The organism is Bradyrhizobium sp. UFLA01-814 (assembly GCF_046718885.1).
GTDB classification, from domain to species: Bacteria; Pseudomonadota; Alphaproteobacteria; order Rhizobiales; family Xanthobacteraceae; genus Bradyrhizobium; species Bradyrhizobium elkanii.
Genome location: NZ_JAQOSR010000153.1, coordinates 1 through 22,574 on the forward strand (window position 1 = coordinate 1; position 22,574 = coordinate 22,574).

Genomic DNA, 22,574 nt, shown 5'->3' on the forward strand with positions numbered 1-22,574 from the left:
GATACGGTGATGCTGACGATGCGCTTCCGCGCCACGACCGACACGCAGCTAGATGGGATCAGCTTCGTATTCAATCTCTACCGACATGACGGTCTGTATGTTTGTGGGGCCACCACTCTAATGGAGGGGATGAGTCCACACCGAAGCGGCAGGGAGGGATGTGTTACCGTCACATTCCCAAATTTGCCGCTGCTGGCGGGCAGGTACATGTGGCGTGTTGCGATCAACGACCACGGTGGCGTTCTCGTTCATTCCGATGCAAAGGGTGTCTGCCCCTTCCGAGTGATCGATAGCTTCCGTTCAGTTGGACTGATCGATCTGGATCGTACTTGGGACGTGACGATCGATGGCGAGATCGGCGTAGAGACGCAGCAAAAACGTGAGCTTCAGAGCCGTCAAGAGCGAATAACCATGGAGCCTACCAACCCGTGATGGAAAGATTAAGCCTCTCAAAGGACGTACAATACAGTGCAATTGAGGCGTCGATTCATATCGCGCGTTATCTGCTGGCCAAGCAGCACGTGGTCGGCAAGCGCGTTCTCGATATCGCGTGCGGAGAAGGTTACGGCTCATTCTTCATGAAAACTTGGGGTGCGTCCTCCGTGCACGGGATTGACGTATCCACCGAAACGGTCAAGGCCGCGCAATCCCAATTCGCTGCGCCTGGGATCAGTTTCGAACAATTTGACGCCACTCGCATTGATGAGAAGTTCTCCGCCGGCGAATTTGACGTCATCGTTTCACTCGAAACCATCGAGCACGTGGACGATCCGGAGGCGTTTCTCACTGCGCTCAAGAACGTCGCCAAGCCGAACGCCGTTGTCGTCATCTCCTGTCCCAACGACCACTGGTATTATCCAGACTCGTCATCCGGAAATCCCTACCATAAGCGGAAGTATTCGATCGGTGAATTTCAGGCCCTGACCTCCAGGGTGCTCGGTCCGGACGTACAATGGCTGATCGGGAGCGCGATGATCGGGTTCGGAACGGTACGAGTACCGTCCCGCTCGAGTTCCACGCTTGCGCAAGTTGAAATGGTTGAAGGGACCGAAGCTGGGCACGCTGCGATCGTGCCGGCCAAGCCGGGCGAGGAATTCGGACCTGGGACGTGCAGCTATTTCGTCGGTATATGGGGAGCGCAAGGTGCTCAACCGCAGTCGACGGCCGCGTTTCCGATCTCCATGAACAATTATGCGGAGATGATGGGCGCCGAAGGCCGGATTGGCGTGCTTCAATCAGAGTTGGACCGACGGACCGATGAACTGCGAAGACAAATTGAGACGGTCAAGGAAGCAGGCTCGGACATCGCTGCACTGCGCTCGCAGTTGGAGGCGACTATCCGCCAACGGGAAGAAGACCTTGCAGACCTTCGGATTGAATGTGATCGATATCGCATAAAGAGCGTTGCTTTGCAGCGCGAGATCGAGATTCTTGGCGAGAAAGTGCAGGAAGGGAGGTCGGAGCTAACGACTTCCCAGGCCCGACATCAGGCGGACGTTGGTCGACTGGAGAAAGCGATCGCGGATGCCCGTGCCAGCGTCAAGGTTGTCGACGAGCAATTGCAGCAGCGGACGTCCGAACTGGATTTCGCGCGCGCTCAGTCGGCAGAGCTTCGGACCGATCGCGATCGCTACCGCATTAAGAACGTCGCATTGCAGCGGGAGGCGGAAATTGTCGCGGAGCGTTTGAAAGTCGCAACGTCAAGAATGGCCACGACAGAGTCGCGTTACCAAGCGGATGCCCAGAAAATGGAGCTGGACACCAATCAATTGCGAGAGATGCTGTCCAGCGCCCAGTCGGAACGGGACGGCTACAGCGCTCAAGTCGTGAGCCTTGAGCAACAATTGCGAGAGATCATGTCCAGCACGGAGTCGGAACGTGATGGCTACCGCACTCAAGTCGCGGGCCTTGAGCGGGAACTTGAGGCCACCGCCCGACGTACGCCCAAGGGACTCGTTCGCCGCGCGGCTCGCGGCGTGAAGCCCATGATCCCGAAGGCCGCCATGCCTCTCCTCATCGGTGCCGCGAAACGGCTCAAATTTTAAGAATTGCATCACGGCTAGGTGGATGGCAGTCAGATGACGATTATTGCTCCCGGTCTCCAGTCGACCCGCTATTTCTTCGACGAGCGCCACTCGATCCTGAGCGATGCTGCGCCATCAAGCTATGGTCCAAACATTGGAACGGATGGGCACAACCTCACCATTTCCTTCCTCTCGCTGAACCGTGCGGCCCTTTCGATCAAGCTTCTCAAGTCGATCGCAGCGAATATTGCGAATTTTGCCGGTGAAGTGCTGATCGGCGACAACGGCTCGAACCCGGGAGAGCTTGAGCAGTTGAAGGCTTATCTCGCTGAGTTTCCTTATCGCCATCGCCTGCTTGAGTTCGGAAGCAATTTCGGCGTAGCCGGCGGCCGCAACCGCATCATGGAGCAGGCGCGCACCGATTGGGTGATCAGCGTCGACAACGACATCTTCTTCGTGACCAATCCTATCCGGAAGATTCAACAGGAGTTGGCCCTGCTCGGCTGCCATTTCATGAGCTTCCCGCTGCTCAATCCCGACTTGAAGACGCTATTCTCGCACGGCGCCTGTCTGCAATCCGTCATCCAAGGCGGGAGTCCGCGCCTGACGATCAATCCCATAATCGTTCCGGGAAGCGATGTTCAGTCGGACGCGGACGGCGCGACCGACACGGCCTTCCTGAGCACATTCCTGTTCGGCGGAGCCTCGATCGTCAACCGCGGCTCATTCCATCGGCTCGGCGGCTTCGATGACAACATGTTGATCGGCTTCGAAGACATCGATTTCTCGCTGCGGATCTTCCGCGAAGGCATGAAGATCGGAACAAGCGCGCTTCGGTTTCTCGTACATGATCACCCGAAAGCTGAGACGTCCGGTGATGCCGACTACGAGCGCACTCGGTTCTCGCGGAAGACGCTATACGACTCCGCCCGCTATCTTGAGGCCAAGACAGGCTTTAAGATCTGGGGTGACGAAGTCGAAAGCTGGATGCGCTCGAACGAGCAGAAGCAAGGCTGGGTCGCGCCTAACTCCGAAGCGGGGGAGGAACCGACGGACGCCGTGGCGGTGCCGCGTCGGCCGCGAGTTGCGCTCCTGACCGACACCGATTCCTGGGCGTTCGCTAATATTTCGCGGCAACTGGTGCGGAATTTGTCCGACCGCTACGAGTTCGAGATTTTCCCGCTTACAACATTAGGGGAAATCGAGCACAGCCGCTGGCTGGCGGACAATTCGAAGGGATTCTACGCCGAGGGTGGCGCGAGTGGCCTGGGTCTTGCGCTAGTGGCTGCTGAAGACTTTGATATCATCCACGTTTTCTGGCGAGAGTTCCTTACGATCATCGATACGCCGTTGCTCGAGGACTATGCGCGCCGCATCGGTTTTACTTATCCAGAATTCCGGCGTCGGTTCATCGAAGGCAAGACCATCTCGATCAGCGTCTATGACCACCTTTTCCTTTCGCCGGAGGATATGTCCGCCCGAGCAAAGATCTTCAATGTCCTTGCCTCGGGGTACTACGTCTCCTCGGAACGATTGCGACTGATCTACGATGCTGTCGGCAGCATTCCGCGTCCGGAGGCGGTTCTTCCGGATGGCGTAGACCTGACCGTGTTCGGCCCGAGGAACCTGGAGCGGTTCGACGACATGGGAGATCGCTCGTTAAGGGTCGGCTGGGTGGGACATAGCGGCTGGGCTTCGTCCCTGGAGGACTTCAAGGGCGTCAACACCATTCTTAAACCGGCCATCGAAGAACTGCAGGCCGAAGGGCTAGCCATCGTCATGCAGTTCGCCGACCGCAAGGAAGGCTTCATTCCACACGCGCAAATGCCGAATTACTACGCGGGCATCGACGTGCTCGTGTGTACGTCGAAGATCGAGGGCACTCCGAATCCGGTCCTCGAAGCAATGGCCTGCGGCGTACCGGTGGTGACAACCGATGTTGGAATCGTACCTCAGGCGCTTGGTCCTTTTCAGAGAGAGTTCATTCTGCGTGAAAGGTCCGTTTCAGCGCTCAAAGAAGCTCTCTGCCGGCTCGTCGGCAACCGTGAAATGTTCGCCAGATTGTCTGAAGAAAATCTTGAGTACGTCAAGGCCTGGGATTGGTCAGAGCGCACGAAACCGTTCGCGCAATACTTTGATGGACTGCTCCAAAAGGCGCGGGTCGCTGACGGCGAAGCTCGGACGAAAATGTGCATGCTGCCATTCTCCAATCCGAGCATGGAGCCGGACGGCAGCATCCGGCTCTGCTCGGCGTCGAGCATTTTTGCTTACTACGACGAGACCAACATGGGGAATTGTCAGACCGACGGCTTGGCCTCCGTCTGGCACGGGGAACGATATCGGGCCGTCCGTAGCGGTCTACTGACGGCACACGCGCTCAAACCGTATTGCGAGAAATGCGAGTATCGCCACGACGGCCCCTCCTGGCTGATACAGATTCATTTGGCTTTGCACGCGTACCATAACGGCACGCGCGCGCCGTCGGTCCTTGCCCTCCTTGGACGCCGCGCCGAGCGTTACGGAGAGTATCGAGAGAGGGCGCCGTCGCTGGGGCTCAATCCCCTTCCCATGGATCCAGAACTCCACGCCGCCGCACTGGCGGCCTTTACGGAGCAAGAGCAGACCTCAGGACTCCCGATGGAAGCGCGCTTGGCACCGGAGCCGTTGGTAACCGGGGCAGACCTACCGATTTATATGGACTTCAACACGCTCAATCGCTGCAACGTGTCCTGCACAATGTGCCCGCCGGCCATACGCTTCGACGTGCAAGGCAAGAAGCGAGATCCGTACTATCGTCTTACGCTGCCCGAGTACAAGAAGATCACGAACGGCGCGCGCGTGAAAACGGCGCACTTCGTCGGAGCCTATGCCGAACCACTGCTCAACAAGGAGATCTTTGATCTCGTCGCCTATGCCAACGCGAACGGAGCTTTCACGGCGATAACGTCCAACGGGATGGCCTTGAACGAAGCGTTCGGCAATCGGTTGCTGGACGCCGGATTGGACATGATAACGATCTCGCTGCACGGCGCGACCAAGGAAGTGGCTGAAGGCATCATGCATAAGAGCAGTTTCGACCGCGTGGTGGCCAATATCCGCAGCTTTCAGGAGCTAAAGAAACAACGCGGATTGAACAGGCCGGAGATTTACTTCAATTACGTCGGACAACGTACCAACGTCCAGGACATGCCTGCCTTCATCGAGTTGGCGGCTGATCTGCGCGTTCGCTTCGTAAACTTCATCCACCTTATCGACGGCGACGAGGCGGTCGATAAGACGGAAAATCTAATCCACTATCCCGACGTTCTGGCCCCGAATGTCCTCAAGGCCAAAGAGAGAGCCAAGGAACTCGGCGTCTACCTGTCCGTAAGCCCGGCGTACGAAGAGGTTGTCGCGAGCTACTATCCGCAATCGCAATCCGTTGCGACGACCTGACTGGTGAATTTGGGGCGATGAAAGCTTGGTCTAGCCAATCGGGCAAATTTGCGGGCGATTTGGCTCCAAGCTAATCGCGAATGCGCGAGTGCTTGACGCGTGAGGTCTGAACCGGCGTGCAACGCATGCCGTGCGATCTGCGACGTAGATTCGGGGGCAATCAATGGTTTCGAATTACCGGGCCGACATTGACGGCTTGCGAGCCGTCTCTGTGCTGCTCGTATTTCTCTTTCACTACGAGGTTCCCGCGGTCTCGGGCGGCTTTATCGGGGTTGATGTCTTTTTTGTCATTTCCGGATACCTGATCACCGGTATTTTGATCACGTCTATGCGAACGCAGCAGTTCTCCCTAGCGTGGTTTTACGAGCGGCGGATCCGCCGCATCCTGCCGGCACTGCTGACGACAGTGTTCGTGACGCTTGTTGCCGGCTGGGTACTGCTCATGCCGGGAGACTACCGCGATGCTGCCTCCAGCGCCTTGGCCTCTATCGGGGCGGTCTCGAACGTCTTCTTTCTCAACAATACAGGCTATGTCGATCACGCAGCGGCATTGCTGCCCTTGCTTCACACCTGGTCGCTCGGAGTCGAAGAACAGTTCTACGTCGTCTGGCCTCTGGCGCTTGCCTGGGCGTACGGCCTGATGCGCGGTCGCCCCATGCGAGTGTTCTGGTTCATTGCGACAGTCATTGTCGTGAGCTTCGTCTTCAACGTATGGCAGACTGCCGCCACACCGAAAGCTGCATTTTTCCTGCCGTTCAGCCGCGCCTGGGAGCTCGCGGCAGGAGCCATCGTCGTACTGTTGCCACGTCCCAAACTGCCGCCAACGTTGCGCGAGGTCCTGCCTTTGCTGGGGTTGGCAATGATCCTGGCAGCAGGAGTTTCTCTGGCGCACGATACCCCCTTCCCTGGTTGGAGGGCAGCCCCTCCGGTGCTCGGGGCTGCCCTCCTTCTCTTTGAGGACGACACAAAGAGCGTCATCGCAAGGGTTCTGGGGACACGGCTCTTCGTCGCCATTGGGAAGATCAGTTATTCCCTGTACCTGTTCCACTGGCCGGTGCTCGCGCTTTATCGACACTATGCCGGCACCGTCGACCTGGGTCCGACTGATCTCGCCGTGGCAGGAGCGATCGCATTCCTTGTGTCTGTCCTCTGCTATTTGTTCGTCGAACAGCCCTGCAGGCGGGCGCGTCTTTCACGCCGCTCGACTTTTAAGGCTGCGGGAGCTGCCACGGCGGTGGTAGTGCTCGGCACCGTGCTTGTGGCGCAATACGACGGCATGCCTGGGCGAATTCCGCCGGAGATGGCCGCCGTTGGCAGTCTGGACGGGATGTGGAAGTGGCCGTGTCCCGAGATTGCGCCGGTTGAAGTGGCCACGTTTGCCGGGCCTGCGCGCAGTTCGCATCTTTGCGCCCTTGGCGCACCCTGGACGACCGCGCGTGATCGCGCACTCGTTTGGGGAGACAGCAACGCCGAGCATCTCCTGCCGATACTCAACTGGACAGGACTGGCCGACAACACTGCCATTGGGCTCGTGAACCCATGCCCCGGAATCGTCGAAAACGGCAAAGTCGAGCGATATTGGCCCGACAATCCCGCTTACAGCAGTCAATGCGGCCGGCAACGCGCGTCGGTTCTTGAGCTTCTCAGGAATCGGCCGGAGATCGGGACCGTCATTCTTTCGGCCCGCTGGTCGGACCTGCCAACGATGCTCTATCGAGGCAACTCGAACGTTCGCTCCGAAGCCTTAGGGCTGCGGCTGCTGAGTGACTCGCTTCGCGACCTGCTCGATGAGATTGGACCAAGCAAAAAGGTGATCGTATTCGTAGACATTCCCAAGGTGCCCGTCGGAAACCCCGCAGCATGCGCCATGGCGGACCAAGCGCTCTTGCGACGTCCCTGCCCCGCGAATCTGGAATCGCTCATCTGGCGCAATCTCACCGAGGTACAGCAGCCTGCGCAGGACGTCGTCCGCGAGGCCGCAGCCGGGCGGCCCAATGTCATCGTCCTCGATCCGGGAAACGCCTTGTGCGCGGATGGGCGGTGCCGTGTATGGTTCAATGGTGAGTTTCTCTATCGCGATCCGGACCACTTCCGCCGAAATCTCAGTCAATCGACGAACGCTGCGTTGGCTGAGCGGCTGGGGTTTCTGGCAGCTCTCCAGCCGATGGGCGTGAAATAGCCTGGCGCTCGAAGAGCGTCGCGACGACGGCCAAGGTTCTTACAAGAGGTGTCTGTACCGAACGGCTTTTCGGCAGCGAGCGGGGCCTTCAATCGACTCAGCCGGCGTTGTTGATGGGTAACAGCCACCGGACCGGCAAAGAGCGGCGCCGCTTCCTTCTGCTTTTTTCATTTGATCGCATCGAAATCGGCATCCGCACCCAGCACAAAGCAATATCTGGCGTGGGTAGCATGAGCGCTGGCGGTCGCAAAGGTGGAGAGCCAGCATGCCAAACGGCGACAATGAGGAGACTTCGATACGCGATGCCCTCTTGCCCTTCCTGATCGCGCGGCGAGTGGCGCGCGTCTTTTGGATGTTCCACGCAAAATCCGTCGTTGCTTCGCGATCATGGCTTGACTGATCGCGAGTTCGTTAGTCCGAACCTTGCCCTGACTTGGCAGATCAAGGATGCGTTCATACGCGACCCTGTGCGCCGACGTACGCTCCGCCAACGATTATCGAGGGCGATAGAAGCTTGATCGCTGGCGAGGACATCCGCCAGGAGCCCCTCACCGTTGGGCCGACCGAACTGAACGCGACTCGTAACCTGTCGGTGCCAGGGCAACCGAACTGCCAGCTTTTGTTGCGTTATCGGCGTCTGTGTCGACGAGCTGTTCTGCAGCCTGTTCTCTAGAGCCCAAGCGCTCACCGTAATGCACAGAACTAGCATACGTTGGAGACTCCCGTGGGGATACGGACTGCGGCTGCGCCACATCAACATCAGTGACAATTAAACTCGCGATAGTTGCAGTATGGTCAATATTCTGCCAAATGTGGAGGGCGAAAGTGTCGCGAGGCATCCTTGGCGCGATCGACTTTAGGTAGTTGGCAGCTGCTTCCGGCGCGTAAATGCGTCTGGACTACTATCCCGTGATCTTCTTGGATTGCCGTGGTTCCTACGACCAACTGACGATCCAGACGGATTTAATGCGGTACACCATGAATGTGTCCCTGACCCAGCCGGGCCTTGGATTCCCGATTGAAGGACGGGTCACAAGAATGAACAGATCAGCAGCAAAGAAGATGAAGCAGCGCAGTGCCGGCAAACCGGACATTGAGTTGGGCAAGCGGATTCGCCTGCGCCGTGTCGAGCAGAAGATCTCGCAGGCAGAGCTCGGCGACAAACTCGGCGTCAGCTTCCAGCAGGTCCAGAAGTACGAGAAGGGCGTCAACCGCGTCGGGGCAGCTCGTCTTCAGCAGATCGCTACCGCGCTCGACGTGCCGGTCACCTTCTTCTACGACGGTGACAACAAGGCCCGCGAGGTCGAGAGCCTGCTGTTCCTCGACAGCGCCTTCAGCCTGCGGCTCCTGCGCGCCTACAGCACGATCAAGGATCAGACCGTCCAGCGTCAGCTGGTGTCGCTGATGGAATCGATCGCCGGCAACGAGGACTGAGCGGCACTCAACGTCAGATCGCAGTGCGGTCATTATCTCGGGCGCACTGCGGATGGTCGCCCCCCGAGGATTCATGGCGGACTGATTGAGGGGATCTTCCCCGATGAAATCCAGGTATTTGAGGCAACGGATCGGTCAACACGTGCGTCCTCCGCGCTTCACATAGCGGAAAGCGATACAAACGAACGGCAATGGTCTCACTCCTGGGTGCACCGGGAGTCGTAAAGGGCCAGTCCCATTTGGGATATTCGAGGAAGCGCTCGTCTCTCAAAAGTGCAGATCGAGATCTATCCCATCCGACGGAGCGGCGCCTCCAGCATGAGGGCGAAATGCTGAGAACTGTCGATCGTGCCTGATGGCGGCCAACGTGATAAGCGTCGCGCCAAACGACGACGAAGTCCGAATCCACTATCGCCGGCGCGACGAATGCCAGAATCCTGGACATGCAGGTGTTCGTCGATTGCACCGGCATCGTCGAGGATCCTGCGCTACGCCGAATCGGGCGGTGTGCGGCCTGTTCGACCGGGCCTATCGCACATCGACCCGCTCTGCATCGGCATCAAGACCGATCGCAACTGTACGATCATCGGCCGCGATGGCGAGATCTCACAGCGCCTCTTCGCAATAGGCCCGCTCAGGCGCGCGGCTCTGGGAGATCATAGCGATTATCGATATCCGCAAGCAATGCGCCGCCCTCGCCGCCCGGCTGGGCGTCTCACTCATCCCTACTTGATCCCGAGCGGGCTCAACCGTGCCAGCGGCTGCGGGCCATCCGGCTGTCTGAGAAGATCGAGGATCCGGCGCTTCAAACGCACGAAATCCGGTTCGGTGACAAGCTCGGCCCGGCGGGGCCGGCCGAACGGGAGGTGGATGTCCTCGATGACCCGCCCCGGTCTGGCGCTCATGACGATGACGCGGTCTGCAAGAAACAGTGCCTCCTCGATATCATGCGTCACGAAGATGGTCGTTGTTGGGATCCTCGTCCAGATGTCGAGCAGAACCTCCTGCATCATGCTGCGAGTCTGCGCATCCAGTGCGCCGAACGGTTCGTCCATCAAAAGCACACGTGGCCGGTTGATCAGAACACGCGCAATCTCGACACGCTGCTGCATCCCGCCGGAGAGTTCCGAAGGATAGAAGTGCTCGAAGCCCTCGAGGCCGACCAACCGCAGAAGCTCGTCAGCGGACTGATATCGCTCGCTCCTGCCCACGCCACGCATCTTCGGACCGAACGCGACATTGTCGCGAACACGCTTCCACGGGAACAGCGTATGTTGCTGAAATACGATTCCGCGATCCGGACTCGGACCAAGAACCGCCTGGTCATCCACGGTCAAGCGCCCGCGCGTTACCGGCAGGTGACCTGCCAAGGCACCGAGCAAGGTGGATTTTCCGCAACCGGATGGGCCGAGCACGCAAACCAGCTCACCGGGCGCGATCGCGAAATCGAGATCACGGACAGCCTCAAAGGCGTCAGCGCCATCCGCGAGCGAGATCGATATACGCTCGATGCCGATACGTCCAACAGATCTCGTCGAAATATCAGACACCCGGACATTCATCGTGCGACCGCTGGCTGCCGGCACGGCATCAGGTAATGCCCCAATGTGGTCAAGAGCCAGCTGCTGCCCATGCCGAGCAGGCCGATCACGAGCATGCCGACGATGATATCGGCATAATTCTGCAATGTGTAGGCCTCCCACGTGTAGTAGCCGATGCCGAACTGGCCGGAAATCATCTCGGCGGTAACGAGGCAGAACCACGATGTGCCCATGCCGATGGCGAGCCCGGTAACGATGCTCGGTGCGGCGCCCGGCAGGACGATCTCGAGCAGGATGGCGGCAGGCGTGCCGCCGAGACTGCGCGCGGAGGCAACCAGCCGCCGGTCGATATTCGCAACGCCATGCACGGTGTTGAGAATGATAGGAAACAACGCACCGATGAAGGTGATGAAGATCATCGACATTTCCGACGACGGAAAGATCAGGATAGAGAGAGGTATCCAGGCGACCGCCGGGATCGGCCGCAGCAGCTCGAGCGGCGGCAGCAAAAGGTCGCTCGCGGCGCGCGAACGGCCGATCGCAAAGCCGAAGCCAATTCCCAACAAGACCGCTGCGCCGTACCCGGCAAATACCCTCCACAGGCTGCTGCCGACATGCGCCAGCAACTTGGGCGACTTGAGCAGTATGATTGCGGACTGCAGAACTTCAGTCGGCGGCGGCACATTGCGAAATGTGACGAAACCCAGACTCAGGTGCAGAACTGAGGCGAGTTGCCACAGCACGATGCAAGCGACGATCGAGAGACCCCGAACCAGCCAGCGCGCCCATGGCACCTGGCCAGCGGTGCGAGTGGTCATCATTGCTCACCGGCTCGCGACAAGCGCTTCCCGTGCGCCGGCATAGTCCACCACCACGCCACCATGCGCCGTCGACCACCTTTCCGCCCCATCTTTGAGCAGGAACGCACTGAGCTCCCCCTTTGGCGATCGCACAAACCACGCCTGATTGGCGAACAGCTTGATGCCGGTTTCGCGATCCTGGGCATAGATGACGCGAATTGCCTTGCCTTGCTTCTCCAGGCCAGCAAGAGCCGTCAAAGCGCCCTCCGGTGAACTGAAGTGCTGAACGAGCGGCTCGTCCTTGACCCAAATCTGGGCGACACGACTGAAATCCGTGATCTTGGCGCCGGTCGTCGCATCCTGGGCCTTCAGCCCAAGCTGGTCGTAGCTCTTCAACTGTGCTTCGTAGTCACCGCCGGCTTCCGCAACTGCCGCCCGGATGTATTTGTCGGTCACGAACTGATTGATATCGAGGTCGCTATCGGCGCGCTTCAACAGCTTCAGTGTCTTGATCGAGGTAGCCACGGCCTGACGATATTCGGGCTTCCAGGTCACGTCGCGCGTCTGCAGGCCGAGCGGTCCATGGAACAGATAGACAACTTCCGCCTCGATACCGGTCACCTTGGCAATCAGATCGCTGTATTTCTCCGGTTCGTTCGCGATCAAGCGATCCGCCTCGAGTGCGGCGCGCAGGTAGGCAACGACGATTTCCGGATACTTTTCCGCGTAGTCGGCATCGACCAACGCGCCGTGAAACGTTGGCGCATTGGCTTGCGAACCATCAAAGATCTTGCGGGCAAATCCGCGCCAGGGGAACAGTTCGGCAAACGGAACGAAATCGGCGTGCGCCTCGATCTTGTTGGCCTGGAGCGCAGGACCTGCGACTTCAGGCGCCTGGGTGATGATGTGGACGTCGGTCTCTGGGTTCCAGCCCTCGGCTTCGATGGCGCGCAGCAGCATGCCGTGCGACGTCGATGCGAAGGGCACGGAAATCGTCTTGCCCTTGAGGTCCTTGATCGACTGAACCGGAGAGTTCGAGGGCACCACGATGCCGTTGCCGCTGCCCTTCGTGCTGCCGGACAGGACACTGATGAAGAGGCTCCGGCGGCCCGCCTTCTGGAACGCCACTCCGTTGAGCGAACCCGGAAAATCCGCCATCGCGCCAAAGTCCAGCTTGCCGGCGACCATTTCGTTGGTCAGCGGGGCGCCGCTGGTGAAATTCTTCCATTGGATGTCGTAGGTCACATCCTTGTACTTGCCGTCATGCGGCAGGAATTTCTCCAGCAGCTTCAGCTCGCGAATCAATAGGCCGCCGGTCGCGCAATTGATGGTGGTGTCCTGTGTTCCGACAGCAACCCGGATGGTTTCGGCCTGTGCTATCGCGGCTAGGCCAAATAGAACAAGCGCGGCGGTGGCTGCTGTCTTCATAAAGTAAAGCAAACGCATCGGCCCATCTCCAACGATCGATCGGCGGCCAGCAGCCACCGCAAGACGCAAGACCGGACTATCGAGCCGACACCACGGCAACAGAAGCAATTACTTGCATCGCGTCGGAGAAGTCATTCGCTGGCGGATTCCAATCGCGGCACGCAGCAAGCGCCTCAAATGATTTTCTCACGCCAGGCGGATCGGCAGTGAATCCATTCCCGCGGAATGTCGTTCTCGCGTCAGCTTTGCTAAGTGCGTTGACGGACATTCAAAGAAGTGGACTTCGCCATCTTCTCACACTTAGCTAGGGGACGACAGCGCAGGACACCCGGGCCGCAATGACCACAATCAAGGAAGCTTCCGAAGGCTACTCCCGCACTCCGATGGTGCAGACAGGCATCTCCGTGGACGGTAGCTATCGAACAAGGGATAGCCTTGCGGTCTCCAGCGGACCGCGCGCGATGGCCAGCGACTCCGCATTTTTCATGAGCGAGAGCATCGACGGCCTCAACGTCGGCGCGCAGTTCCTGGATCGCTTGTCCGCCGAACAAAAGGCCAAGGTCCTGGCCGCTGGACGCGCCGTTTTCACCGCGCAGGGCGAAATGGTGTTCAGCCAGGGGGAGCATCACAGCGGCATCTTCATCATCAGGAGAGGACAGGTCCGTGTCTACTACACGGCGCCATCCGGCCGGGAGATCACCCTCGCCTACTGGACGCCTGGCCACTTCATCGGCGGCCCCGAGATCTCCGGCGGAGGACCCCACATGTGGTCCGGCGTCGCAATGGAGGACTGCGAGATCACGGCCTTGTCCAGCCCCGCGCTGCAAAGATTGCTGGTCCAGATGCCGGCTTTCGCACTGGCGTTGATCGATGGGCTCATCGCCAAGGGCAAGTGCTATTCGTCGATGGCGCAGATGCTCGGAACCCGCTCGGTGATCGAGCGGCTCGCCCAGTATCTTTTGAATCTCGCCGAGCTGTACGGGCTCGCCGACGGCGACACAGTCATCATCAACCGAAAAGTGACACATGACCAGATCGCCGCGATGGTTGGCTCGACCCGTCAGTGGATCACCATGATGCTGAAGCGGTTCCAGTCCAAGCGCATCATCGCGATCGAGGACGGCGTCATAAGGATCAGGCGGCTCGATCTCCTCGAGGACATCCTGTTCAAGGAATAATCAGCCGCCGCCAATCTGCCCAAGCGCCCAGATCACGGTCTTTCGAACGTCGGGATCCGCGTCGCCAGTATTCCGCGTGAGGGCGTCGCGCGAGCGTGGATCGGCGATATCACCGAGCGCCGCGGCGGCATCCTTGCGCAACGAAGGCAGCTCGTCGTCAAGGAAGGCAACAATAGCTTCGACCCCGTCCCGAACGCGCAGCCGGCCAAGATTTTGCAACGCCTTCTGACGGACTTGCCAGTAGCTGTCGGCGAGCGAAGCAATCAGCGCGCCCGCCGCTGAAGCCTGACCGATCCGCCCAATCGCTTCCGCCGCAGCAGCCCGGACCTGCCACTCCGAATCCGAAAGCGCGGCGGCTGCGGCCTGAGCCGCGACCTCGTTGCGAGCAAACGACAGCGCGTTGACGGCCGCAAGCCGGACATCCGCCGATTTGTCCCGCGTTGCGCTGATCAAGGATGGCAGGGTTTCAGTCTTCTTGAGATAGCCGATTACTCCGACGGCCTGCACACGCACGCCGGGATCGTCGTCACCAATTCCTGTGATCGCGGGACCGAGCGATGCATCGACCTGGAGTGCCTTCAGTGCCCGAAAAACGGCCGCGCGCACAAAAGCGGCCGGATGGGTAACTAACGGCAGGAGGACGCCACTTGCCTCGGGATCGCGGAGTTCGGCAAGGCTGTCAGCGGCCGCCCGGGCGACCTCCGCCACAGGGTCGGCTACGACGCCGATCAGGGCTCTGGCAACGTCGATGCCGTCAAACTCGCCAAGCGCTTGCGCGGCCTGCTGGCGGACCACCGGTTCAGCGTCGAGGATGGCACCCGCCAGCAACGGAACCGCCTCGCCGCTCGACGTCTCCACGAGGTCAAGCACCGCAAGTCGGCGCACCGATGGGTCTTCACTCGTTAGCCGCTCAGCAATCTCTCCGAGATCTCCGAACGCTTCGAATGGCTCGAACACGGTCATGTCAGCGCAACAGATAGGGAATGTTGACCGTCACGGCGCCGGTCGGGCAATCGGTCTCGCAGGGCATGCAGTACCAGCATTCGTCGTATTTCATGTAGGTCTTGCCGGTGAGATCGCTGATCCGGAGCACATCCAGCGGGCAAACGTCGACGCACACCGTGCACCCCTTGTCGGCAATGCATTTAGCCTCGTCGACGACAACTGGAACAGCGGTTGGCGTATGAGCAATTGGCATGAAACGTCCGCTTCTCTCTAGGCGTGCTGCCGGATGCGCTGGCGGTCATAGGCCGAACGCTCGGATTGGTCGATTGGGACTATGTAGGGCGCGACCGGCCGCTTCTCTGCGGTCATCCGTCCGCCCCGCTTGCGCAGGATGCTGTGGCAGAACCAGTCGTCATCATTCTTCTCGGGATATTCAACACGATAATGATAGAGCCCCCATCGGCTCTCGGTACGAAACAGCGAAGCAAACGCCGCCATTTCGGCACAATCCAGGATCGACGCCGCTTCCAGCGAACGCATCAGTTCGTGCGCGTCACGCACCACCATCGCGCTCTCCATATCCTCGCGGATTTCGGCGAAACGCGCCTGCCCCAGCTTCATTTTCGCGGTCACTTTCGGCGGCTGAAGATAGTCATTCACGAAGCGTCGCGTCTTGTATTCAAGCTGGTTTGGCGGGATGCCATCCTCCCGTCGTGTCGCGGCCAGCACGCGTTGCTGCTCGCGCACGACATCGGCGGCGTTGTAGTCGGCGAGGTCGATGTTGGCTGCAACTTCCGCCGCGTGCTCGCCCGCCACCGCTCCGTTGGTGAAGGCGCCGAGCATGTAATTATGCGGGACGCTTGCCATATCGCCGGCCGCATAGAGGCCCGGCACTGTGGTACGCGCAAATTCGTCGACGTAGACCCCCGAGGCACTATGTCCGGAGCAAAAGCCGATCTCGGAGATGTGCATCTCGATCATGCGTTCGCGGTAATTTGTCCCCCGATTCTCGTGGAACCGTCCCCGTGACGGTCGCTCGACCTGATGCAAGACCGCCTCGATCTTGCCGATCGTATCGCTGTGCAGGTGATTGAGTTTCAGGAATACAGGTCCCTTGCCGGACTGCAGCTCGTTATAGAACTCCTGCATCATCTGTCCCGACCAGTAGTCGCACTCGATGAAGCGGTTGCCTTCGCTGTTGGTGGTATAGGCTCCGAACGGACCGGCCACATAGGCGCAGGCGGGACCGTTGTAATCCTTGATCAAAGGATTGATCTGGTAGCATTCGAGGTTCGCGAGAGCGGCACCAGCATGGTAGGCCATGGCGTAGCCGTCGCCGGAATTGGTCGCGTTCTCGTAAGTGCCCCAGAGATAGCCCGATTGCGGCAAGCCCAACCGGCCCGCGGCCCCGGCACACAGGATGACAGTCTTCGCCCGCAACACCAGAAACTCGGCACTGCGCGTGTTGACGGCAATGGCACCGGCAATCTGTCCATCGCGTCCGGTCAATAGGCGTGTCGCCATGTAGCGGTTCGAGATTAGCACCTTCTCCCGGCGCAATTGGCGGTAGAGCGCCTTCTTGACGGTATCGCCATTCGGCATCGGCAGCACGTAGGAGCCGAGATGATGGACCTTCTTGACGTCGAAATCACCGTTCTCGTTTTTCTGGAATTTGATGCCGAAACGGTCGAGTTCCTGGATGATCTCAAAGCAGCGTGATGCATATTTGTACACTGCCGCCTGATCACAGATCCCGTCATTCGCGATCGTGATCTCCTTGGTGTACTGCTCCGGCGTCGCGTAGCCTGGGATGACTGCGTTATTCAGCCCGTCCATCCCCATCGCGATCGCGCCGGAGCGTTTGACGTTGGCCTTCTCGAGCAGAACGACGCGCGCTTCCGGACTGTGACGCTTTGCCTTGTAGGCCGCCATCGGCCCAGCCGTACCCCCGCCGATCACCAGCACGTCGCAGACGACTTCCGTCAGGCCACTTTTGATCTCATCCATGTTGCGGCCTCAGGCTGACTGCTGTCCGGCGAGTTCGCGCAAATACGACCACGGATAGATCCCGCGGTCATGCCCATCCGAGAAATGGAGCCGCAGGGCGTAGTTTCCGACTGGTTCGATCGCCGCGATGTGCAGATCGGTCGGGAGCGCCAGTTCAATGCCCTCGATCTGGCGACGGATTTCGCTGGCCGCACGGCTCGCTCGGCGCAGGGCCACCGCATCAACCTGCCGGATCCCGCAATCCGCCCAGGTCAGCACCAATGCCGTTGCGTCTTCGCATAGCTCGATCTGGGTTGGTTGCACGTCCGGCTCTCCGCTTTGCCGCGCTTCTAGGCCGACCAAGCCTCCCCATCACGCAATAAATTGCTTTCATGCCCGATCGGGATCAGATGGTCGCGGGCTGTCAGCTTCCCATCGTAAGGCCGGTCTCGCAAGCTGGACGCGGCGGCCCAGCAACCCCAGACGCAGAAACATGCCGCAGCAGCAGAGGACGCGAGGCTGAACAGGCTGCTAACTGGCGCCGCCAGATGGTGAAAGACGCATCTGCTGGGTCTTGGAGCTTCCGAAGCAAATTAGCAGGTCCGCTAGGATGAGGTGACACCGCCGAAGCGAGGTTCATCGGCAAGGCGATGCGGAGTCGCTCTTGCAAATTCGGCGTTGTCGAAGAACACCAGCGGGATGGTCGCGTGCAATGGTAAGCCCCCCATTCCTCGCATAGCATCTTTGAGTCTGGGGTCCACCTCACTATTCACCGATTCGCGGCTGGGGCGTCCTCATCATTTGCAGTGCTTTTTTGAGCACTTGGCGCATTGGTTGCACCATCAGGCTGGGGGATCGCACCCACGGCATGAAGAACGTCGGACGAAGAGTGGCTGTGCGAAATCGTCATAGAAATGAAGATTGAGGCGGCCTCATCCGGGTCTATGGGCTTCGGAGAAGATGGCGTTCAGGCGTTCGCCGACTTCGGGATCGAAAACCAGGCCCCTATCAGGCGTGCGCGCAGCGCATCGCCCCCAGTGAAATGGCACCCGGAGAGCGTGAGCATAGCGACCCGAAGAGGGGCACGCGGGTCCGAGTGCAGCGACGAGACCGGTTTAACAGCGGCCCCCGGAAACGGGGCAGTGATAGCGATCGCCGAAGGCTAGCCCCTTTTCCGAGAGCCCCCCGCGAGGAGCACAACAGTACTTGTGCGAGGGGACCGTTAGCGGGAGGCCGAGACGCAGACTCGGTGAGCGCAATTCATAGGGCCCGGTCCGCGATCAGCGGACGCGCCATGCCGCCGGCGCGTTCCCGCTAGGAAGTCGCAGGAACGAAACGGTGGACTCCTGGTCCAGGGGGTTCAGCCAAGCTTTCGTGGGGGGAGTCCTGGTCGCCGTCTTCACCTTCTATCTTCTCAACCCGCCGCAGGGCTCTCAGATTCGAGACTGCCCAGCCCAGCTCTATGCCTTTGAGCAGTCTCGCGCTGCCTAAAATCAGCGATGATGCGGCGGGCCTAAGATCTCGCGACTTCCCAAAGGCCGCGCCTCAACCCGTGGGCTGAACGGAGGAAAGCTGGATTGCTCTGTCCGTGATTTTCATGACCTCCGAGAGCGTTTCTCGTAACGGTTATCTCGGTTTCGGAACGGGCCTTAGACGATGCGCGCGCCTCATGTTGGCCCTAAACCAACGGGCGTCATCTTCCTTCCACGCGCTATCGGCGCTCAACCGTCGCATGCCCATGACGGTCCGATCCGTACCAACTATAATCTACTGCTCGGACAGAATTTTCTCTAATTTCATTCCAGCCAAGGGGGCCACGAGCCGAGATTGAAGCGATGCCACCCGCGAAACGTGCCAAGGTGACAACGACTCTGCCGGGCCTTTCGACAGCGGCCACATCCGGGGCAAGCTCAGCCGAAAGCAGAGACTTCCTCTGCGGACTTGGATTGGACATCGACTCCATTAACGTGCATCTCTACGAGCTTCGCTGGCACACGGCCGGAGAGCTCGGCGTTACCGGACCACAATGGATGATCCTCATGGCCTTGGAGGATCTCGACAAGGCGCTGGTGTCCCGTTCAATTGATGGCACGGCAGCTAAAACAGCACGACAACACCAGTGTGCGATGCGGTCGCGCGCTGTTCTGGTTACCGCGGCCGCCTCCCTCATCGAACTGAAGTTTAAAGAGCGGTCCCTTTTCAATTCTATCTAACCGCGAAGTCAAAATATATTACCCGTTTAAATTGCTGACAGCCACGTTTATAAGCAGCCAGCTCCGCTTCTGGAGCGATATGGAGTCGGCAATGTCTCAAGCAAACTGGAAATTGGCGAAATGGATGGGCGCGGCTTGCCTCGGGCTGCTGCTGGCGGGACCGGCAAAGGCGCAACCCCTCTGGAGCTGGACCAACCAATACGGCTCCACCCTAGCGGTCAACAGCTACAACCAGAGCACAGGCGCGATTTCCGGCACCTATACCAACAACGCGAGCAATAGCTGCGATGAAGGCGCGCCTCAGGCCATGACCGGCTGGCTCGCCCAGACCAATAACGGCACGGCGATCAGCTTTTCAGTCAACTTCGTCGGCTGCGGCTCGACTACCGTGTGGACCGGACAGCTCAATGCCGCGTCGGGCTTTCAGGGCCTTTGGCTGCTTTCGCTCGCCGAGCCGGTGGTATGGAATGGCATCAGTGCCGGGGCCGACATCTTCACTTTCGCTAATGGCGACAAGTCGAAATTGACGTCAGCTGGTGGCGAGGCGGCCACGGGCGGCGCAGGCGAGAAGCTCTCGAACACGAAGAATCGCAAATGACATAACTAGCCAGCGTGACGACGTTTCGAACAACGTCGTCACGCTGTCCGCCTTCATTGCATGGCAAAGAGGCTCAATGCAGTGCGCAACCTTACGGCGCCTCCGAAACACCCGGCTCTCCATTTCGTCGGCTGCTGGCACACACGTCCCGAGGACGTCGCATCGCCGTAGTACGTCGACGCGCGAAACACCTCGGATTGCGTCCGGCGTTCGCGGCACGCCCTGAACGGATTCGTCATGGTCATCGTGGACCTGCGTCTCTGCCCGGCTGGATGTTGCCGACCAAGTTCTGGCGGATGACATCTTGACGCCGTATGACCACAAGCATGCGGTGACCTATCTGGCGCATTCTTCACGGGAATGTGCAAGATCTGGGTGCATTGCTTGATGGCCGTAGGCTCGCGGCCAGGGACGAAGTGGAGAAGCTGCGCAATGCGAACAGGCGGCCGTTGCGATTGTTATCCAAAGTCCCAATGTGAAGCTGAACGACGCAAATATGAATCCGAGGCGACACACTCCGGTGAGAAACGAGATTCTTCGTTCGTTATGTACAGTGTTTGTCGGAGCAAAGGCGCCCAAAGCGCTGGCAAAGTCAGCGCGTCGGCCTCGTCCGAACAGGGGCAATGCGGATGGGAGATATAATGTTCGACCGTGATGGCAACTTGATCTCTCAACTTCTGCTTTACGTTGTTCTGTTGCTTATTGTTGCGTCTCTGATGATTGCTGCATGGCAGACTACATGATGATTGAAACCAGTCGGGGCGAGTTGCTGGAGGCTTTGGTCGAGCGCCATAATGGGGAAATCGGGTTCGGGCGTCGGAACATTAGATCCTCGTTAAAAGACGTTCCGGGGGCCGTTGCAACAGAGCGTAGATTAAAATCGACGTCCGCACCTTGTACGAAAAGAATCAATCTGAAGCTGAGACGACACGAAGAGCGACGAGATTGTTCGTTGTTGCTACCGTGATCGTCGGAGCAAGGGCGCCCCAAATCTGTCTTTCCGTCTGCGCGACCAAGCCGGGCGCAAGCTGCCGATCTGTTGCCCCGCACTGTTGCCTGCCGCAGGGGGGCAGCGCGCTCATCCGAGCAGTGCTATTTCGTCTTGCGACGTGGGCGCGCCGGCTTGCGGGCTTTAGGCAAGGTCCAGGGTGTCGTCGCACCTTTGGGGGGCTCAACAAAGAGTTCAAGTATATCAACACGTAGCGATTCGGCGATCCGTTCGAGAAGTTCAATTGTCGCGTTTTTTGATTGCCGCTCAAGACCGCCCACATAGGAGCGGCCAATCCCGGTATCGCGAGCCAATTGCTCTTGCGAAATACCGCGATCTACACGGATCCGACGCACATTCCAAGCGACAAGCGCACGAGCTTTCATGCGCCAAAGCATGCCATCTGGCATGGTCATCAAACCACTGGCTATAACCATACTATTGCAGCAAATTCACCCGGATGCAGATCCGGCGCATAGCTTAGATAGAATAGCCGGCACTTGACACAAAGGGTCCGGATGTCGTGCCGAATGAGCTGACGCTGACCACCTGACGAGCCGCTCTTGTGACAGAGTGGCGGTGCCTTGATGCCGACGGTGACGAGTAATCCATCGTCCGGAAGAGCATCGGCGTCTTAAAAGATTTAATCCGGGCGTGATGAGAATTGTGCCGGAACCTTGAGGCGTGTTGCCACTGCCGAAAGGGCGGTCTCAGGCTCTATAGATTGGCCTTGATGGTTTCCTTACGCGCCAATCCTCGCTGTCGTACCTTTCCACCGGCAACTGCAATCTTTCGGCTCGTTCGTCGCGGTCTTTCTTTCGAAACTCACGCTCGCGCTGCTCGAACTTGGTTAGCTCGTCATTCGCCGCTCGCATGAAATCAGCGTGCGAGCGACCGGCGCCTTCGGTGCGGACAGGCATACTCGTCTCCTGACAGTTTTGTCAAAACGTAAGCCGAAAAATGCCGGCGAGCGACCACTTAGCTCAGATTATCTTGAGAATGCCGCAGCTAAATCGCAATGAATCGGGCGAATGCCCCTGAGCGAAACGTGGCGCGAACACCTAACGGAGCACGATAAATCAACGACTTAGCAGCTCTTGCATCGCACGCTGGGCACCTGCCTCGACCAGGCCTCAAATGTAGCCGAGCGGATCGAACACCGACGCCACGCGCCGACCGGCCTTGTCGGATTGGATCGCGTTGACATCGTAGCGCCAGCGCCCTTCACACACCGGTCCCATCCAGCTCTGTCATGGTGGACTGCGCGATCGCCGCCGGCGTGAGCATCGTCCCGGCCCCGGTAGTTTCGGCGAGCAGGGAACACATCGCGGCGGCGATTGCGATGCTCGACACCTTCACCCCTGGCCACGACACTTGGCCATGCGCTTGGGCTTAGACCGAGCATAGGCTGAGGCGAAACGGCTGAGAACTAAATTGAGTGCGGATAAGTACTTCCTGGTTAGAGAGAGAAGCCGCAAAGCGCATGCTGATCAGGATCAGATAGAGGGATAGCGCGATCCGGACAATCGGAGAAACTCGCCACGCGAGCACTGGGCGTCGCTCCATATATCACGAGAGCAAACGTCGAAATCCGAATTCGGCAAAATCAGGTAACATCTGAATCGGCTAGGCTTTGCCACGAGTCGTGCGCATCTATAGCGAGACGCAACAATTTTACGGCACGGTCAACTACCAACCTTCGCAATTGATCCAGATGACAGAAGCATGTCACCTTCCGCTGATGAACGTCGGCCGGTCAAACGCACGACCAGGGACTCGACATGCAAGACCAACCACGCTCTGCTCTCGCCAACGATGCCGTTCC

At 59.2% G+C, this 22,574-nt stretch carries 17 protein-coding genes; 8 read left to right on the plus strand and 9 right to left on the minus strand.

The genetic code is table 11. From position 1 onward, the window contains the following. The 5 genes from PMN64_RS33615 to PMN64_RS33635 form a co-directional block, all read left to right on the plus strand. The coding region (locus PMN64_RS33615; RefSeq protein ID WP_411783787.1) for a Wzt carbohydrate-binding domain-containing protein at nt 1–432 on the plus strand (432 nt) is incomplete at its 5' end. Beyond that, nucleotides 432–2,045 carry a methyltransferase domain-containing protein gene (locus tag PMN64_RS33620; RefSeq protein ID WP_411783800.1) on the plus strand — a complete coding sequence of 538 codons (1,614 nt, stop codon included), beginning with the start codon at nt 432–434 and terminating at the stop codon, nt 2,043–2,045. The genes PMN64_RS33615 and PMN64_RS33620, both read left to right, overlap by 1 nt. A gap of 33 nt (nt 2,046–2,078) precedes the next feature. Continuing rightward, nucleotides 2,079–5,459 carry a glycosyltransferase gene (locus tag PMN64_RS33625; protein WP_411783788.1) on the plus strand — a complete coding sequence of 1,127 codons (3,381 nt, stop codon included), beginning with the start codon at nt 2,079–2,081 and terminating at the stop codon, nt 5,457–5,459. A gap of 163 nt (nt 5,460–5,622) precedes the next feature. After that, the gene (locus PMN64_RS33630) at nt 5,623–7,638 is read left to right on the plus strand and encodes an acyltransferase family protein (RefSeq protein WP_411783789.1); all 2,016 of its coding nucleotides are present in this window, start codon (nt 5,623–5,625) and stop codon (nt 7,636–7,638) included. 1,038 nt (nt 7,639–8,676) lie between these two features. Continuing rightward, entirely contained in the window at nt 8,677–9,072 is a 396-nt protein-coding gene (locus tag PMN64_RS33635; RefSeq protein WP_411783801.1) for a helix-turn-helix domain-containing protein, read from the plus strand. Between the two features lie 725 nt (nt 9,073–9,797). Here PMN64_RS33635 and PMN64_RS33640 read toward each other — a convergent pair. From PMN64_RS33640 to PMN64_RS33650, 3 genes are read right to left on the minus strand one after another with little or no spacing between them, the layout of a single operon-like run. Then, a complete protein-coding gene (locus tag PMN64_RS33640; protein WP_411783790.1) occupies nt 9,798–10,634 on the minus strand; it encodes an ABC transporter ATP-binding protein in 837 nt (278 codons plus the stop codon). Then, nucleotides 10,631–11,431, minus strand: coding sequence for an ABC transporter permease (locus PMN64_RS33645; RefSeq protein WP_411783791.1), 801 nt, complete (start codon nt 11,429–11,431; stop codon nt 10,631–10,633). Before PMN64_RS33645 ends, PMN64_RS33640 begins: the two co-directional genes overlap by 4 nt. 6 nt (nt 11,432–11,437) lie before the next feature. Next, nucleotides 11,438–12,841 (minus strand): ABC transporter substrate-binding protein, encoded by a 1,404-nt coding sequence (locus PMN64_RS33650; protein WP_411783803.1) that lies wholly within the window; start codon nt 12,839–12,841, stop codon nt 11,438–11,440. 461 nt (nt 12,842–13,302) lie between these two features. On the opposite strand from PMN64_RS33650, the gene PMN64_RS33655 reads away from it, so the two are divergent. Next, nucleotides 13,303–14,019, plus strand: coding sequence for a Crp/Fnr family transcriptional regulator (locus PMN64_RS33655; RefSeq protein ID WP_411783792.1), 717 nt, complete (start codon nt 13,303–13,305; stop codon nt 14,017–14,019). Here the strand turns inward: PMN64_RS33655 and PMN64_RS33660 are convergent, their stop codons facing one another. The 4 genes from PMN64_RS33660 to PMN64_RS33675 are packed head-to-tail and all read right to left on the minus strand — an operon-like array spanning nt 14,020 to nt 17,274. Continuing rightward, on the minus strand, nt 14,020–14,982 hold the full coding sequence (locus PMN64_RS33660; RefSeq protein ID WP_411783793.1) for a HEAT repeat domain-containing protein: 963 nt from the start codon (nt 14,980–14,982) through the stop codon (nt 14,020–14,022). A 1-nt stretch (nt 14,983) separates the two neighbouring features. Continuing rightward, nucleotides 14,984–15,217: a ferredoxin family protein gene (locus PMN64_RS33665; protein WP_411783794.1), complete on the minus strand. Its 234-nt coding sequence runs from the start codon at nt 15,215–15,217 to the stop codon at nt 14,984–14,986. Nucleotides 15,218–15,234: 17 nt separating this feature from the next. After that, nucleotides 15,235–16,971, minus strand: a complete 1,737-nt coding sequence (locus PMN64_RS33670) for a fumarate reductase/succinate dehydrogenase flavoprotein subunit (protein WP_411783795.1) — start codon at nt 16,969–16,971, stop codon at nt 15,235–15,237. A gap of 9 nt (nt 16,972–16,980) precedes the next feature. Further along, complete coding sequence (locus PMN64_RS33675; protein WP_411783796.1) at nt 16,981–17,274, minus strand: gamma-butyrobetaine hydroxylase-like domain-containing protein; 294 nt, start codon at nt 17,272–17,274, stop codon at nt 16,981–16,983. Nucleotides 17,275–18,896: 1,622 nt separating this feature from the next. Here PMN64_RS33675 and PMN64_RS33680 point away from each other — a divergent pair. Beyond that, a complete protein-coding gene (locus PMN64_RS33680; RefSeq protein ID WP_411783797.1) occupies nt 18,897–19,163 on the plus strand; it encodes a hypothetical protein in 267 nt (88 codons plus the stop codon). A gap of 91 nt (nt 19,164–19,254) precedes the next feature. Further along, nucleotides 19,255–19,761 carry an avidin/streptavidin family protein gene (locus tag PMN64_RS33685; protein ID WP_411783798.1) on the plus strand — a complete coding sequence of 169 codons (507 nt, stop codon included), beginning with the start codon at nt 19,255–19,257 and terminating at the stop codon, nt 19,759–19,761. Nucleotides 19,762–20,853: 1,092 nt separating this feature from the next. On the opposite strand, the gene PMN64_RS33690 is transcribed toward PMN64_RS33685, so the two are convergent. Continuing rightward, nucleotides 20,854–21,135 (minus strand): helix-turn-helix domain-containing protein, encoded by a 282-nt coding sequence (locus PMN64_RS33690; RefSeq protein WP_411783804.1) that lies wholly within the window; start codon nt 21,133–21,135, stop codon nt 20,854–20,856. A 324-nt stretch (nt 21,136–21,459) separates the two neighbouring features. Next, entirely contained in the window at nt 21,460–21,669 is a 210-nt protein-coding gene (locus tag PMN64_RS33695; protein WP_411783799.1) for a hypothetical protein, read from the minus strand. Between the last annotated feature and the right edge of the window lie 905 nt (nt 21,670–22,574).